Annotated in this window: 13 protein-coding genes; 6 read left to right on the top strand and 7 right to left on the bottom strand. The window is 63.9% G+C overall.

Annotated elements, in window-relative coordinates; translation table 11 throughout:
* Nucleotides 1-1,004 precede the first annotated feature (1,004 nt).
* The 7 genes from PX653_RS04675 to PX653_RS04645 all read right to left on the bottom strand — a co-directional run bounded on the left by PX653_RS04675 (nt 1,005) and on the right by PX653_RS04645 (nt 7,373).
* On the bottom strand, nt 1,005-3,095 hold the full coding sequence (locus PX653_RS04675) for a flagellar biosynthesis protein FlhA (protein WP_277416755.1): 2,091 nt from the start codon (nt 3,093-3,095) through the stop codon (nt 1,005-1,007).
* On the bottom strand, nt 3,092-4,225 hold the full coding sequence (flhB, locus tag PX653_RS04670) for a flagellar type III secretion system protein FlhB (RefSeq protein ID WP_277416754.1): 1,134 nt from the start codon (nt 4,223-4,225) through the stop codon (nt 3,092-3,094). Before flhB ends, PX653_RS04675 begins: the two co-directional genes overlap by 4 nt.
* Nucleotides 4,218-5,051 (bottom strand): flagellar biosynthetic protein FliR, encoded by an 834-nt coding sequence (gene fliR / locus PX653_RS04665; RefSeq protein ID WP_277416753.1) that lies wholly within the window; start codon nt 5,049-5,051, stop codon nt 4,218-4,220. The genes flhB and fliR overlap by 8 nt, the downstream gene beginning before the upstream one ends.
* Before the next feature lie 12 nt (nt 5,052-5,063).
* Nucleotides 5,064-5,336: a flagellar biosynthesis protein FliQ gene (gene fliQ, locus PX653_RS04660; RefSeq protein WP_277416752.1), complete on the bottom strand. Its 273-nt coding sequence runs from the start codon at nt 5,334-5,336 to the stop codon at nt 5,064-5,066.
* Nucleotides 5,337-5,348: 12 nt separating this feature from the next.
* Entirely contained in the window at nt 5,349-6,071 is a 723-nt protein-coding gene (gene fliP, locus PX653_RS04655; protein ID WP_277418515.1) for a flagellar type III secretion system pore protein FliP, read from the bottom strand.
* Between the two features lie 137 nt (nt 6,072-6,208).
* The gene (locus PX653_RS04650) at nt 6,209-6,586 is read right to left on the bottom strand and encodes a FliM/FliN family flagellar motor switch protein (protein WP_277416751.1); all 378 of its coding nucleotides are present in this window, start codon (nt 6,584-6,586) and stop codon (nt 6,209-6,211) included.
* Between the two features lies 1 nt (nt 6,587).
* Nucleotides 6,588-7,373 carry a FliM/FliN family flagellar motor switch protein gene (locus PX653_RS04645; protein WP_277416750.1) on the bottom strand — a complete coding sequence of 262 codons (786 nt, stop codon included), beginning with the start codon at nt 7,371-7,373 and terminating at the stop codon, nt 6,588-6,590.
* Between the two features lie 597 nt (nt 7,374-7,970).
* Here PX653_RS04645 and fliE point away from each other — a divergent pair.
* From fliE to PX653_RS04615, 6 genes are all read left to right on the top strand, one after another.
* Entirely contained in the window at nt 7,971-8,327 is a 357-nt protein-coding gene (gene fliE / locus PX653_RS04640) for a flagellar hook-basal body complex protein FliE (protein WP_277416749.1), read from the top strand.
* Nucleotides 8,328-8,405: 78 nt separating this feature from the next.
* The gene (gene fliF / locus PX653_RS04635) at nt 8,406-10,193 is read left to right on the top strand and encodes a flagellar basal-body MS-ring/collar protein FliF (protein WP_277416748.1); all 1,788 of its coding nucleotides are present in this window, start codon (nt 8,406-8,408) and stop codon (nt 10,191-10,193) included.
* 13 nt (nt 10,194-10,206) lie between these two features.
* Nucleotides 10,207-11,235, top strand: coding sequence for a flagellar motor switch protein FliG (locus PX653_RS04630; RefSeq protein WP_277416747.1), 1,029 nt, complete (start codon nt 10,207-10,209; stop codon nt 11,233-11,235).
* Nucleotides 11,232-11,933, top strand: a complete 702-nt coding sequence (gene fliH, locus PX653_RS04625; protein ID WP_277416746.1) for a flagellar assembly protein FliH — start codon at nt 11,232-11,234, stop codon at nt 11,931-11,933. The genes PX653_RS04630 and fliH overlap by 4 nt, the downstream gene beginning before the upstream one ends.
* A complete protein-coding gene (gene fliI, locus PX653_RS04620) occupies nt 11,930-13,240 on the top strand; it encodes a flagellar protein export ATPase FliI (protein ID WP_277416745.1) in 1,311 nt (436 codons plus the stop codon). Before fliH ends, fliI begins: the two co-directional genes overlap by 4 nt.
* On the top strand, nt 13,237-13,671 hold the full coding sequence (locus tag PX653_RS04615; protein ID WP_277416744.1) for a flagellar FliJ family protein: 435 nt from the start codon (nt 13,237-13,239) through the stop codon (nt 13,669-13,671). The genes fliI and PX653_RS04615 overlap by 4 nt, the downstream gene beginning before the upstream one ends.
* The last annotated feature ends 82 nt before the right edge of the window (nt 13,672-13,753 follow it).

Here is a 13,753-nt window from a genome sequence, read left to right as displayed (position 1 = left end):
GGCGAAATCTGTGATTTCTATCGTTGAAACCAATACTCGATTATTACGCCAGAGAGTCGAAATCGATGTCATACCTGATCCAGTACGCAAACATCACTTCCACGGTTCATCCCATCACGAATGGGGATTGGAATGAATTATTCCTATAGAATAACGAAATATAAATATCTCGGCTTTGACGGGACATTACGATCACCGAATTCTGAGTGGAAGAGTTTCTCAGAAGTTGCTGTGACTGATGAAGAACGCATGAGGGAATATCTGAACATCGAAGGCGAATATATATCCTTAGCCTTAGTTCTATGCAATTATTTCCGCGTTGGCAGCTTACGGATTCAGGGGCTCGAAAAGACCAACACTGCTGAAAGTGACATATACGAAGGCGCATCATTTTCCACAACCCAGCTTCCAAGACTGATCTCCTCTATATTGCGCGAGGAATTCTGGTGTAAACTGATTGGCGCTGAAATCGAATTCCATTTCGGGTACGATTTTTACATGTATTTTATTTCCAATCACGACGCATCGGATTGCATACTGAACTCATGCACCAAACTATTTACCCAAGAGTACCTTTCGCCATATATTATCGACTAAAGCCCTTCCACCGAGACATCTGTTACTTCGGAAACGCATCCAATGGACGCCGGACGCCACTGCGCACGGCGACATTGAAAGTGTAGTTTAGCGATGAGTCGGTAGTTCACTTGAGCTCGTCGGCAAGGGAAATGCGGACGCAAAAGTGGGCTTCGCTTCATCCAGTCAGGCGTCCTTTTCGTGGTCATCGGCTTGAAACGCTGCGCGGCAACGACACGGACGACGCATGGTCGTTTGTAACCAGCAGGCTGCCCAGGCACGCGAGACACTGTTGACGGTGTTTGCCGTGAATACCCGGCAGGAGCGCAGTCCGGCCGCATCAGTCCCCATTCGGGCCGAGCCGGCGACAATAAAATAAGCACGCCGCCACGCGGAACGGCGCTAGCGCACGTGCCCGCCTTGGCGCCCTACCCCACCGTCCCGATAATCGACACCTCCCGGTTCTCGGGCACCTCGTTATACGACAGCACATGCAGCCCCGGCGCAAACAACCTTGCGTAGCGCGCCAAGAGCGGCCGGATCTGCGGCAGCACGAGCAGGATCGGCGGCGTCGCCGCCTGCTTCATCTGTTCGCGGGCCACCGGCATGTTGACCTGCAGCTGGGCCAGCAGGTGCGGGTCGATCGGGTAGTTGTCCAGCACGATCTTGCCGCTGGCCCGCGCCTGGTTCAGGGAGCCCAGCAGCATGTTTTCCAGCTCGCCGCCCAGGTTGAAGGCCAGCATTTCCTTCTTCTGGCCGAACAGGCTGTTGACGATCTGCCGCCGCAGCGCGCAGCGCACCTCGGCCGCCAGCAGGATCGGGTCCTTGGTCGTCTCCGAGCTGTCCAGCAAGGTCGTCGCGATCGGTACGATGTCTTTCAGCGACACGTTCTCCGCCAGCAGCACGCGGAACACGCGCAAGAGCTGCGTGTGCGTCATCGCCTTGTCCAGCGCGGAGCCCAGCTTCGGCGCCAGCGCCGTCAGGCGCTCCATCAGCGCGGCCACGTCGTCGTGGCGGAACAGCTCGGGCAGGTATTCGCGGATCAGCTTCGACACGTGGGTGGCGATCGCGCTGGGCGCTTCGACGACCTGGTAGCCCATGCCCAGGGCCTGTGCCTTGTCGGCCGGGTCGATCCACACCACCGGCATGCCGTACGCCGGCTCGACGCCGGGAATGCCGTCCACTTGCCCGTACATGTTCGGCGACGGGATCGCCATCAGCCGGTCCGGGAACACCTCGGCGTGGGCGACGGCGGCGCCGCCCAGCACCACGGAGTATTGCGAGGGTTTGAGGCCCAGGTCGTCGCGCACGCCGATCGGCGGCAGCACCATGCCCATGCCTTCGGACAGGCTCTGGCGCACGCCGCGGATGCGCTTCGTCAGCACCTCGCCCTGCGCCTTGTCGATCAGGCCGACGAGCTTGTAACCCAGGAGCACCTGCAGCGGGTGCACGACGGGCAGGCTCTGCCACTCCAGCTCCGGCGTCTTCTCTTCCGACAGCGCGGCCTGGATCGCCTCGATCTGCTTGGTGTCCGGCGGCGCCACGGCGCCTTGCATCATGCGATAGCCGGCGTAGGCCAGCGCGCCCCCGAACGACAGGAACGGCAGCCACGGCATGCCCGGCACGATGCCCAGCACGACCATCAGGCCGGCGGCGGAGAACAGGATGTTCGGGCTGGCCAGCAGCTGCTTGCCCACTTCGGACTCGAAGTCGCCCGAGTCCGAAATACGCGTGACGATGATGGCGGCGGCTGCCGACAGCAGCAGCGCGGGGATCTGGGCGACGAGGCCGTCGCCGATCGTCAGCAGCGCGTACTGGCGGAACGCGTCGCCGAAGCTCATGTCCTGCATCAGCGCGCCGATGGCGACACCGCCCACCAGGTTGATGATGAGGATCAGGATCGACGCGATGGCGTCGCCCCGCACGAACTTGGAGGCACCGTCCATGGCGCCGTAGAAGTCCGCTTCCATCCCCACTTCGCGGCGGCGCTGCTGCGCCTTTTCCTGGTTGATCAGGCCTGCGTTCAGGTCGGCGTCGATGGCCATCTGCTTGCCCGGCAGCGCGTCCAGCGTGAACCTGGCCGATACCTCCGAGATCCGCTCCGCGCCCTTCGTCACCACGGCGAAGTTGATGATCATCAGGATCACGAACACGACGAGACCGACGACGAAGTTACCGCCGATGACGACGTTGCCGAACGCCTCCACCACCCGCCCGGCCGCGTGCGTGCCCTCGTGGCCGTGCAGCAGCACCACGCGGGTGGACGCCACGTTCAGGGTCAGGCGCAGCATCGTCGTGGCCAGGATCACCGTGGGGAACACGGAGAAGTCCAGCGGCCGCTTGGCCTGCACCGACACGAGGATGACGATCAGGGCCAGCACGATATTAAACGTGAACAGCACGTCCAGGAGGATCGGCGGCAACGGCAGGATGATCATGCCCAGGATGGACATGACGAACAGCGGCGTGGCGAACTTATGGCGGCGTAATTCGGCGACGATGCGGTTCAACAAATTCATGACGGCGAAACCTCACTCATGGATGGCGGGACAATGATCTGGTCCGGGAATGGCGGCAGTCCCTGCCTGCCCCCGGTCTTGAAGGCCTTCAGCTGCAGCACGTAGTGCAGCACCTGCGATACGGCCTGGTACAACTGCACGGGAATCTGCTGGTTGACCTGGGCCGTGTTGTAGATCGCGCGCGCCAGCGGCGGCAACGTCAGCACCTCGATCTTGTGCTCCTGCGCGATCGACTTGATGTACAGCGCCAGCTCGTCGACGCCCTTGGCCACGACGAACGGCGCCTCGGCGCGCGACTCGTCGTACTTCAGGGCGACGGCATAGTGTTCCGGATTGACGACCACCACGTCGGCCGTCGGCACGGTTTTCCGGGCGCTGCGCTGCGCCATGGCGCGCTGCAACTGGCGGATACGCCCCTTCACTTCGGGCCGCCCCTCGCTGCTCTTGTGTTCTTCCTTGACCTCCTGCTTGCTCATGCGCTGGCCCTTGGCGAAGAAGAACGCCTGCGCCGGCACGTCGAGGATGGCAAACAGGATGAAGATCGACACCAGCGCCATCAGGCCGTCCGCCATCAGGCCGGCGCCGTTGACGAGCGCCTGCGTCAGCGGCAGCGACTGCAGGCGCGTGTAGTCGTGTATCGTGGAGCGGGCCAGGTGCACCAGCACGGCGATCAGCACGCCCGCCTTGGCGACCGACAGCGCCAGCTCGCCGCCATGCTTGGCCGAGAACAGCCGGCCGATGTTCGACATGGGATTCATGCGGGAGAATTTCGGCTGCAGGTTTTTCGCGCTCAGCATGAACCCGCCCGGCAGCACCGACGACAGCACGATACAGAACGGCACGATGAACAGCGGCGCCACCATCTTCACCAGGAGGATGCTCGCTTCGTAGAACACGTCCGACATCGCGTTGCCGATCGCATCCCCTGCATCGAGCGTGACGAAGCTCTGGCCGAAGATGGCGCGGAACTGGTCCAGGTAGGACGGCAGCAGGTAGATGAACAGCTTCAGGCTGACGAGGATGCCCACGGCGGTGGCCAGGTCCTTCGACCGTACCACCTGCCCTTCCTCGCGCGCCTTCTTCAGCTTCTGCTGTGACGCCTTCTCGGTCTTGTCGCTGCTGTCAGCCATGGCGTGGCACCTCCAGGGTCAGCCCCGCGCGCGGGCGCGGCACCAGGGTGGGAGCCGCCTGCATCTGTTGCCGGATCATCTCCAGCACCTGGCCCGACATGCGCGTGTAATGGTCGGGAATGAAGCGCACCACCTGGCCCAGCATCAGGAGGCCATACACGGTGATGACGGAAAAGCCCAGCGAGAACAGGTTCAGCGACGGCGCCACGCGGTTCAGGAAGCCGAAACCGATCTGCACCACCACGGTGGAGAACACGATGGGAATCGCCAGCAGCATCGCCGCCGAGAAGATCCACGCCACGTTCCACGCGACCGTCTGCAGCAGCAGCGGCGCGAATCCCGAGCCCAGCGGCCAGGCCTTGAAGCTGGCGCCGATGACGTTGGTGATGACGAGGTGGCCGTCGATGGCGAAGAAGACGATGATGGCCAGCATCGACAACAGGCCCGAGACCACGTCCGACGACGTACCGTTCAGCGGGTCGTTCATGACCGCCATCGAGAAGCCCATCTGCGAGGACACGATGTAGCCGAGCAGGCTGATGACGGACATGGCGAAATGGAAGGCCAGGCCCAGCACGAAGCCGATGATGGCCTGCTCCAGGGTGGCGACGGCGGCGGCCAGCGAGAACGGGTCGATCACCACCATCGTCTTGCCCGTGACCGGCAGCATCAATACCGCGATGACGAGCGATACCAGCATCCGGATCGGCACCGGCACCATGGCCTCGCCCAGCACGGGCGCGGCCGACAGCAGCGCCATCGCGCGCACGAAAGGCCACCACAGCGCGTTCAGCAGGGGAAAGAGATTGGCGAGGACCTGTTCCACGGATTCGTTCGGCTAGCCGACCAGGGTGGCGGCGCGCGTGAAGATGGACACGCAGTAGTCCATCAGGTAGCCGGCCATCCAGCGCCCCGTCAGGATGATGGCGAACAGCGTGACCAGGAGACGCGGCAGGAACGACAGCGTCTGTTCGTTGATCTGGGTCGCGGCCTGGAACAGCGCGACCACGAGGCCCATCACGAGGCCCGGGATCACCAGCACCAGCACGAGGACCATGACGATGTTCAGGGCCTCGACGACGAGATCGACGGCGACGTCGGGTGTCAGCATGGTCGCGCCTCCCTAATAGGCCTGGATGCTGGTGACCAGCGTGTTGACCGTCAGCGTCCAGCCATCGACCAGCACGAACAACAGCAGCTTGAACGGCAGCGAGATGACGAGCGGGGACAGCATCATCATACCCATCGCCATCAGGACCGACGACACCACGAGGTCGATGATCAGGAAGGGAATGAACAGCATGCAGCCGATCTGGAACGCCGTCTTCAGTTCGGACAGCACGAACGCGGCCAGCTTGACGGCAAAGCCATGGTTCATCGGCACCGTCACGTTGCCCTCGCCTGCCAAGGTGGCGATCTGCTTCAGCGCCGCCTTGCTGGTCTGGGCCAGCATGAAGCGCGACACGGGCTGCTCGGCGATGCGCAGGGCCTCGTTCAGGCCGATGCGGTCCTGGTCATACGGCACGAAGGCGTCGCGCCAGACCTGGTCGCCGATCGGCTTCATCACGAGCAAGGTGAGAATCAGCGCGATGCCGGTGATGATCCGGTTGGGCAGGCCCTGCTGCAGGCCCAGCGCGGAGCGCAGCAGGGACAACACGATGACGAAGCGGGTAAAGCTCGTCATCATCATGACCATCATGGGCAACAGGCCCAAGAGGGTCATGAAGATCAGGATCTGCATCTTGACCGACAGGTCGGTGGCCGCCCCGGGCACGACCCCGGCCAGCAGGTCCGGCGTGTTGGCGGGCGCCTGCGCCGCCGCCTGCGCCCAGCTCTCGAGCGGCATGGCGGTCAGCGCCGCCGCCAGCAGGAACAGGGCAACAGAAAATAAGCTTACAGGAAACAAGCGTGGCAATCTCGTCAAGACACCCCCAAAAGCAAAAGGCCGGCTCAAGCGGCCGGCCAGGGTTGCAAGGCACGTCGTCATGACGTCATCATGTCGAGGTTCAACCCGTCCAGGTCGATGACCTTCAAGCCATAGTTCTCGCCCGCCACGACCACTTCGGCGCGGCCGATGGCCGTGCCGTTGACCTTGATGACGAGAGGCTCCCCGGCCAGCACGTCCAGCTCGACGACGCTGTCGGGACCGATACTCATCAGGTCCTGCAGCGAGATGCGGGCCGAGCCCACCTCCAGGGTCAGCGTGACGGGGATCTTGCGCATCATTTGCGGCAGGTCGCGGCGCGGTGCGCGCGGCGCCGGCACATCGGCCAGTTCGCCGGGCACGGGGTCGAGGATCATCTCTTCCGTCACGTCTTCGAGCATCGCGTCGTTGGTGCCGTTAGCGTTTATGTTCATCATGTTATTCGACGTCTTCAAAAGATGTTAGGCACAGTTTTCCCTTGTGTTCGGTCACCGCGGCCGTGAACAGCCGCGAGTCTTCGAGCATCACATCGGCCCTGTGCAGGCTGACCGGGATCACGTCGCCGACGCGCAGGTCGAACAGCGCGCCCAGCGTGACCTCCTTGCTCACCAGCCTGCCGTTCAGCGCCACCTGCAGGCGCTGCGCCAGCGGACCGGACTGCTTCTGCGATTTCGGGCCGGTGTCGCGCTCCGGCAACACGCCACGCAACACGTCGGTCATCAGATTCTTGTCCAGCGCGAACCAGACCCTGCCTTCCAACTCGCCTTCGCGCACGTTCATCGTGACGATCCACGTACCCTTGGGCGGGTAGGAACCTGGCACGGCGTGCACCTCGGCGGTTGACGGTTTGTCAGCGCCGGGCAGGTTCGCCACGATCCGCTGGGCCACGACGGCTGCCAGTTGTTGGCCTAAAACAACGGCCAACCGCTCTTCCGTCGCCGTGACTTTCACGGCCGCTTCGTCCACGACAGGTCCGCTTTCCTTGCCACGACCATAACGGTTATTCAGCACGGACAGCAACACCTTACGTTCCAGTGCAAAGCCCAGCACACCGTTGGCGGCCGCATAGTGCTGCCAGCGCACCCGCGCCTCGCTGCCGTCCAGGCGCGAGAAGTCGACCGCTTCCACCATGAAGTTGCCCCAGTAGCGCCGCACGGGCCCCTGGCGCAGTGCCGCCACGAGGTCGTCGCGCAGCTGCGCCGCGAAATGCGGCAGCCGGTGCACGGGCCTTCCCAGCAGGGCCGGGTCAAGTACGAGCGGCCTGGCGGTGGTTTGTATTTTAGTCATCAGTGTCATCCGTCCGCATATTCCGTCTGCTTTTCACATCGTATCGCAAAGTATACAAGTGGACGATCCAGGCACGCTAGAATACCCGAAATTCCTGGTTATTGCCACGCGTCAATACGCACAATTCTCCAAATTCCTCTTTACAGCGTAGTTGCCACCCGGTAAGCTTATCCCTGTCCCGAGCAACACACTGCTGTCCCGCAGCAAAATGACAAGCAGTCCCTAGTGTTTGATTATTAAGGACATTTGCCAAAGTAACAGCGTTTCTCTTACAGGAAACAATGCAGCGCACTGAATCGACCCTGGCACATTATTTCAGCATGATTGCAATTAATCATGCGGCTCATCCAGATAATCGGATGCAGGTTATGTCAGCAGTTTTTCGGATTTCCAAACAGGTTGCAGCGCTGGCAACCCCAAGCGGAATCCGAGCCCGTAGCACCCCCTGAAAGCCAGCCACGGTGAGCCCTGGCAACAGCTTCAAGGGTTGCACTATGGAAAACGTAGATCAACGTTGCAGAAAGTGAGAAACAGATGGCAAACGAATTCGCCGGCATGATCCAAGCCGACCTGGCATCCCTGACCAACGCGGCCAACGACCTGGCCCAGCAAGCGGCCTCCATCGCGCCGGCCGCGCAGTTCATGGACCCATCCTTTTCCGGCGGTTCCGCCGGTTCCTTCGCGCAAGCAATGCAGAACGCCGTCTCCGGCGTGAATGCGGCCGACCAGGCCGCCAGCGCAAAAATGGCCGATGTCGACGCCGGCCGCAGTGACGACCTGGTCGGTGCCATGATGGCCAGCCAGGAAGCCAGCCTGTCTTTCTCGATGTTGATGCAGGTTCGCAACAAAGTAATGGGCGCTGTCGACGAGCTCATCAAGCTGCCGCTGTAAGTCCGCTGACTTTCAGCCGACCTCTTCAGCCGACATTCTTTCAGCCGTAATTCCTCTGTTTCAAGCGAAAGTTCCGACGTGATCAACACTGTAAAGTCCGCCTTCGGGCGCTGGCGTGGTACCTCCAATGGCATGCCGGGTGTGCCGCCTGCCCTGATGAAAAACCTGTATCCGCTGCTGCTGCTGGCAGTCGGCGTGACGGCCCTCGTCCTGATGTTCCTGTGGAAGGACCAGGCCGGCTACAAGCCAGTCTTCGGCGCCCGCGAGAAAGTCGCCGCGGCCGACATGATGTCCGTGCTGGAAGCGGAGCAGATTCCTTACCGCATCCACCCGGACAGCGGCCAGGTGCTCGTGCCCGATGAAATGCTGGGCAAGGTGCGCATGCTGCTGGCGTCCAAGGGCGTCACCGCGCAACTGCCGGCCGGCCTGGAGCTGATGGACAAGAACGATCCGCTGGGCGTGTCGCAGTTCGTGCAGGACGTGCGCTTCCGCCGCGGCCTGGAAGGCGAACTGGCACAGTCCATCATGACCCTGGAGCCGATCGCCTCGGCCCGCGTGCACCTGTCGATCGCCAAGTCGACGTCGTTCGTGTCGTCGGACGGTGAAAAGTCCTCCGCTTCCGTCGTCGTCGGCCTCAAGCCAGGCCGCACGCTGGCACCGGAGCATATCGCCGCCGTCGTCAACATGGTGTCGGGCAGCGTCGCCAGCCTGGCGCCGGCGCGCGTCAGCCTGGTCGACCAGGCCGGCAACCTGCTGTCCTCGCGCGTCGACCTGACGGATGGCTTCGACGCCACCGCCAGCGGCAACGAAAGCCAGAAGCGCATCCAGGAAGAGATCAAGGGCAACATCCGCGGCCTGCTGGGCCCGATCATGGGCGAAGACAACTTCAAGGTCAGCGTGACCGCGTCCGTGGACAACGACAAGGTCGAGGAAACGGTCGAGAAGTTCGGCGAGACGCCGAAGGTCACGAGCGAAGCGATGCGCGACGAGCAGGACCGCAACCGCATGGTGATGGGCGTGCCGGGCACGCTGTCGAACCGCCCGCCGCAAGCTGCCGATCCGGCCGCCCCTGCCGACGCCGGTGCCGACGGCGCCGCCGCCGCGCCAGGTGCACCGGGCCAGCTGCCCGACGGTACCGCACGCAAGAATGCAACCACGCGCCAGTATGCGTACGACCGCAGTATCGTACAAACCAAGCGCGCCCGCGGCCGCCTGGAACACCAGAACGTCGCCGTCGTCCTGGCGCAGTCCGCCGCGATGAACCCGAAGACGGGCTTCACCGCCGCCGAGCTGGCCAACATCGACAAGGTGCTGCGTAACGGCCTGGGCATCAATGCCGAGCGCGGCGACACGCTGGTCGTCACGGCGATGAATTTCCCGCCGAAGGCAGCCCCGGTGCAATGGTGGGAAGAGCGCGACAACATCGTCGACATCAGCGGCTGGGCCAGCTACGCACTTGCCGCGCTGCTGGGTTACTTCCTGGTCCTGCGTCCGCTGCTGCGCCTGCTGACGAACCGCCTGGCCCCTGCCGGCATGACGACCGCGGCACCGCTGGCACTGGATACCCGCAGCGGCACCGACCGCCGTACCGATGCCGTCGCCCTGCCCGCCGCCGACGCGGCAGCAGGTACCCCGGCCGCGCTGGGCACGTCGCCGGCAGCGACCGTGGCTGGCGCCCCTGCCGCCGTCGAGATGAGCTCGTCGGGCATGCCGGTGGTGCCGCTGCTGGAGAACTATAACCTGCCACCTGCCGGCTCGCCGGTGGACGTGATGGTCGATCACCTGAAGGTTCTGGCCGAGAAAGAGCCGGAGCGCGTTGCGGAAGTCGTGAAACAGTGGATGCAGAAGAATGGCCGAGCTCAATAACGGGAACGCGAACATGAACGCCAACATCAACGAAATGATGCCCACCGAGGGCGCCAACCTGACTCCGGTCGAGCAGGCCGCCATCGTGCTGCTGTCGATCGGCGAGGAACAGGCCGCGGCCGTGCTGCGCTGCCTGTCCCGCGAGGAGCTGCTGGAAGTGACGCAAGTCATGTCGCGCATGAGCGGCATCAAGGTCGAGGCCGTCAAGACGGCGATCCAGACCTTCTTCGACGACTACCGCGAACAGTCCGGCGTACACGGCGCGTCGCGCTCCTACCTGAAGCGCTCGCTGGACCTGGCGCTGGGCGGCGACATCGCCAACACGGTGCTCAACAACATCTATGGCGACGAGCTGCGCCCCAAGATGGCGCGCCTGCAGTGGGCCTCGCCGAAGTGGCTGGCCGACTACATCGCCAACGAGCACGTGCGCATGCAGGCCGTGTTCCTGGCCTTCCTGCCGCCCGCGCTGGCCGGCCAGATCATCGACGGCCTGCCGATGGAAGGGCGCGACCTGGTGCTGCTGTCGCTGGCCCGCCTGGACGAGATCGACCGCGACCTGCTGGTCGAGCTGGACGAGCTGGTCGATCGCTGCCTGGCCTCCTTCGACATGCAGAGCACCAGCATCGAAGGCGTCAAGCAGGTGGCCGAGATCCTCAATCGCCTGCCGGGCAACCGTGCCCAGGTGGTTGAGCTGCTGCGCGCCCATGACCCGTCGATCGTCGCGCAGATCGAGCTGTCGATGTACGACTTCCTGATCCTGTCGACGCAGACCGAAGCCGTGCTGTCGCGCATCATCGAGGAAGTGCCGCTGGAGCAGTGGGCCATCGCGCTGAAAGGCGCCGAGCAGTCGATCCGCGACGCCGTGCTGAAGACGATGCCGAAACGCCAGGCGCAAGCCTTCGAGGACATGATGCGCCGCGCCGGCCCCGTGCCGATGTCGCGCATCGAGGCAAGCCGCCAGGAAATCATGGCGACCGTCAAGGCGCTGGCCGATTCCGGCGAAGTCGAAGTGCAGCTGTTTGCCGAGACGGTGGTCGAATGAAGCAGTTCCGCCCTTACCGGTTCCCACCGCTGTCGCATCACACGCCGCCGGCGGGACAGCGCGGCGGCGGCACCGCAACGGTCGACGCCGCCGAGTGGCAGGCGTCGATCAGCGAGGGCTACGAGCAAGGGCAGCGCGACGGCTACGAGATCGGCCTGCAGCGCGGCCAGGAAGACGGCTACGAGGCCGGCCGCGAGCAGGGCATGGCGCAAGGTCGCGAGGAAGGCCGGCAGGAAACGCTGGTCGGCTTCGACCAGTTGGCCCGCCCCGTCGATGCCATGCTGAAAAGCCTGAAGAAACTGCGCAGCGACTACCGCGCGGCGCAGCGCAAGGAAGTGGTGGACCTGGTCGCCAAGGTGGCCCGCTCCGTGATCCGCGCCGAGCTGGCCTTGCAGCCGGTGCAGATCATGGCCCTCGTCGACGAGACGCTGGCCTCGATGCCGCCGACGCGCGAGGAAATCGACGTGTTCCTGAATCCCGAGGAACTCAAGCGCGTGACGGAGCTGGACCCGAAGCGCGCCAAGCGCTGGAACCTGATCGCCGACGCGCGGCTGGAACCGGGCGAGTGCCGCATCCGCGCTGGCGACAGCGAAGTCGATGCCGGCTGCACGCAGCGCCTGGCCGCGGTGATGGAACAGGTGGACAAACAATTGCAGGCCGCCGATGGCGGCGATGACGAAGACGAGAACGACGAATGATCGCTGACGCACTGCGCAAACTGGAGCTCGACGCCGTACCGATGGCGACCCCGACGGGCCGCCTGGTGGGTGCGCAGGGCTTGTTGCTGGAAGCGGTCGGCTGCCCCATGCACACGGGCCAGCGCTGCCAGATCGAGACGATCGAGGGCGGCTGGCTGGACGCGCAGGTGGTCGGTTTCCGCGACAAGGTGTCGTACCTGATGCCGTTCAAGAAAGCCATCGGCCTCGCGACCGGCGCACGCGTGCTGCCGCACGCGGACAAGGTCAATCTGCAGATCGGCAACGGCTGGCTGGGCCGCATGGTCAACGGCCTGGGCGAGCCCATCGACGGGCTGGGCAAGCTGACGGGCGAACACGTGCTGGAATCGCAGCCGCCCAAGGTCAATCCGCTGCGCAAGAAGCCCGTGCACGAGCCCCTGGACGTGGGCGTGCGCGCCATCAATTCGATGCTGACCCTGGGCAAGGGCCAGCGCGTGGGCCTGATGGCCGGCTCCGGCGTCGGCAAGTCCGTGCTGCTGGGCCTGATCACGCGGCAGACGGTGGCCGATGTCGTCGTGGTCGGCCTGATCGGCGAACGCTCGCGCGAGGTGCGCGAATTCGTCGACATGTCGCTGGGCGCGGAAGGGCTGAAAAAGGCCGTGCTGGTGATCGCGCCGGCCGACGAGTCGCCGATGATGCGCGTGATGGCCACGGAATTGTGCCACTCGATCGCGGCGCACTACCGCGACCAGGGCAAGAACGTGCTGCTGCTGGTGGATTCGCTGACGCGTTACGCGATGGCACTGCGCGAAGTCGCGCTGGCGCTGGGCGAGCCGCCCGCCACCAAAGGTTATCCGCCGTCGGTGTTCTCGAACCTGCCGCAGCTGGTGGAATCGGCCGGCAACGGCGAACACGACGACGGCTCGATGAGCGCCATCTACACGGTGCTGGCCGAGGGCGACGACCAGCAGGACCCCATCGTCGACACGGCGCGGGCGATCCTGGACGGCCACATCGTGCTGACGCGTTCGCTGGCCGAGCGAGGCCACTACCCCGCGATCGACGTGGGCCAGTCGATCAGCCGTTGCATGAACGGCATCATCAGCAAGGAACACATGCTGGCCGCGCGCGCCCTGAAGGCGGCGATGGCCAAGCACGACCGGGTGCGCGACCTGATTCCGCTGGGCGCCTACGTGCCGGGCGCCGATCCGGTGACGGACCGGGCGGTCCAGCTGCACCCCCATATCGAGGCGTTCCTGTGCCAGGGAACGAAGGAAGACGCACCGTACACGCCGTGCGTGGAGCAACTTGAAAGGCTGATGAAGTGAGCGACCTGAATTTGATCCGCAACCTGTCGACCCTGGTGGCCCTGCGCACGACCGAGGTGGAAAAGCTGCAGGCCGTGCAGGCCGAAAAAGAGGCCACGGCCGAGCGCTACCGCAAGAACCTGGAACGGCTGCACAGCCTGGCCACCAACAGCGGTGCCTCGGGCGCCCTGCCGATCGCGCTGGCGGCCAACTGCGGCAATTACAAGCAGGCCGTGCTGGCGATGGCGGACAACCACCGGCTCGACCTGACGATGCACGAGGCGGACATGGCGGTGTCGCAACGGGCCCTGACGGCCGCGTTCGTCAAGCGCGAGGTGCTGGGCCAGGTGCTGGAAAAGAAGCAGGCGGTCGTGACGACGGCGAAGAACGTGCAAGAACGCAAAGTGCATGACGACCTGGCTACACAACTGTGGCTGCGCGGCCAAAAATAAGCCAATTTGGATCCATACGGAAATAAATTTCATGGGAACGCGCCTTTGGTCGCTTCTACCCAAGGTACACTCTCAATAATTT

This window comes from Pseudoduganella chitinolytica (assembly GCF_029028125.1).
Taxonomy (GTDB): domain Bacteria; phylum Pseudomonadota; class Gammaproteobacteria; order Burkholderiales; family Burkholderiaceae_D; genus Rugamonas; species Rugamonas chitinolytica.
The sequence above is the reverse complement of the archived record's forward strand: the minus strand, read 5'-3'. Positions and strand labels throughout refer to the sequence as shown.

What these genes read in the sequence shown, in the direction of transcription:
- PX653_RS04630 (WP_277416747.1), top strand. Translation starts at nt 10,207, where the DNA reads ATGAACGCCAACATCAACGAAATGATGCCCACCGAGGGCGCCAACCTG.
- fliI (WP_277416745.1), top strand. Translation starts at nt 11,930, where the DNA reads ATGATCGCTGACGCACTGCGCAAACTGGAGCTCGACGCCGTACCGATG.
- fliE (WP_277416749.1), top strand. Translation starts at nt 7,971, where the DNA reads ATGGCAAACGAATTCGCCGGCATGATCCAAGCCGACCTGGCATCCCTG.
- fliH (WP_277416746.1), top strand. Translation starts at nt 11,232, where the DNA reads ATGAAGCAGTTCCGCCCTTACCGGTTCCCACCGCTGTCGCATCACACG.
- PX653_RS04675 (WP_277416755.1), bottom strand. Translation starts at nt 3,095, where the DNA reads ATGAATTTGTTGAACCGCATCGTCGCCGAATTACGCCGCCATAAGTTC.
- fliQ (WP_277416752.1), bottom strand. Translation starts at nt 5,336, where the DNA reads ATGCTGACACCCGACGTCGCCGTCGATCTCGTCGTCGAGGCCCTGAAC.
- PX653_RS04650 (WP_277416751.1), bottom strand. Translation starts at nt 6,586, where the DNA reads ATGATGAACATAAACGCTAACGGCACCAACGACGCGATGCTCGAAGAC.
- fliP (WP_277418515.1), bottom strand. Translation starts at nt 6,071, where the DNA reads ATGCCGCTCGAGAGCTGGGCGCAGGCGGCGGCGCAGGCGCCCGCCAAC.
- flhB (WP_277416754.1), bottom strand. Translation starts at nt 4,225, where the DNA reads ATGGCTGACAGCAGCGACAAGACCGAGAAGGCGTCACAGCAGAAGCTG.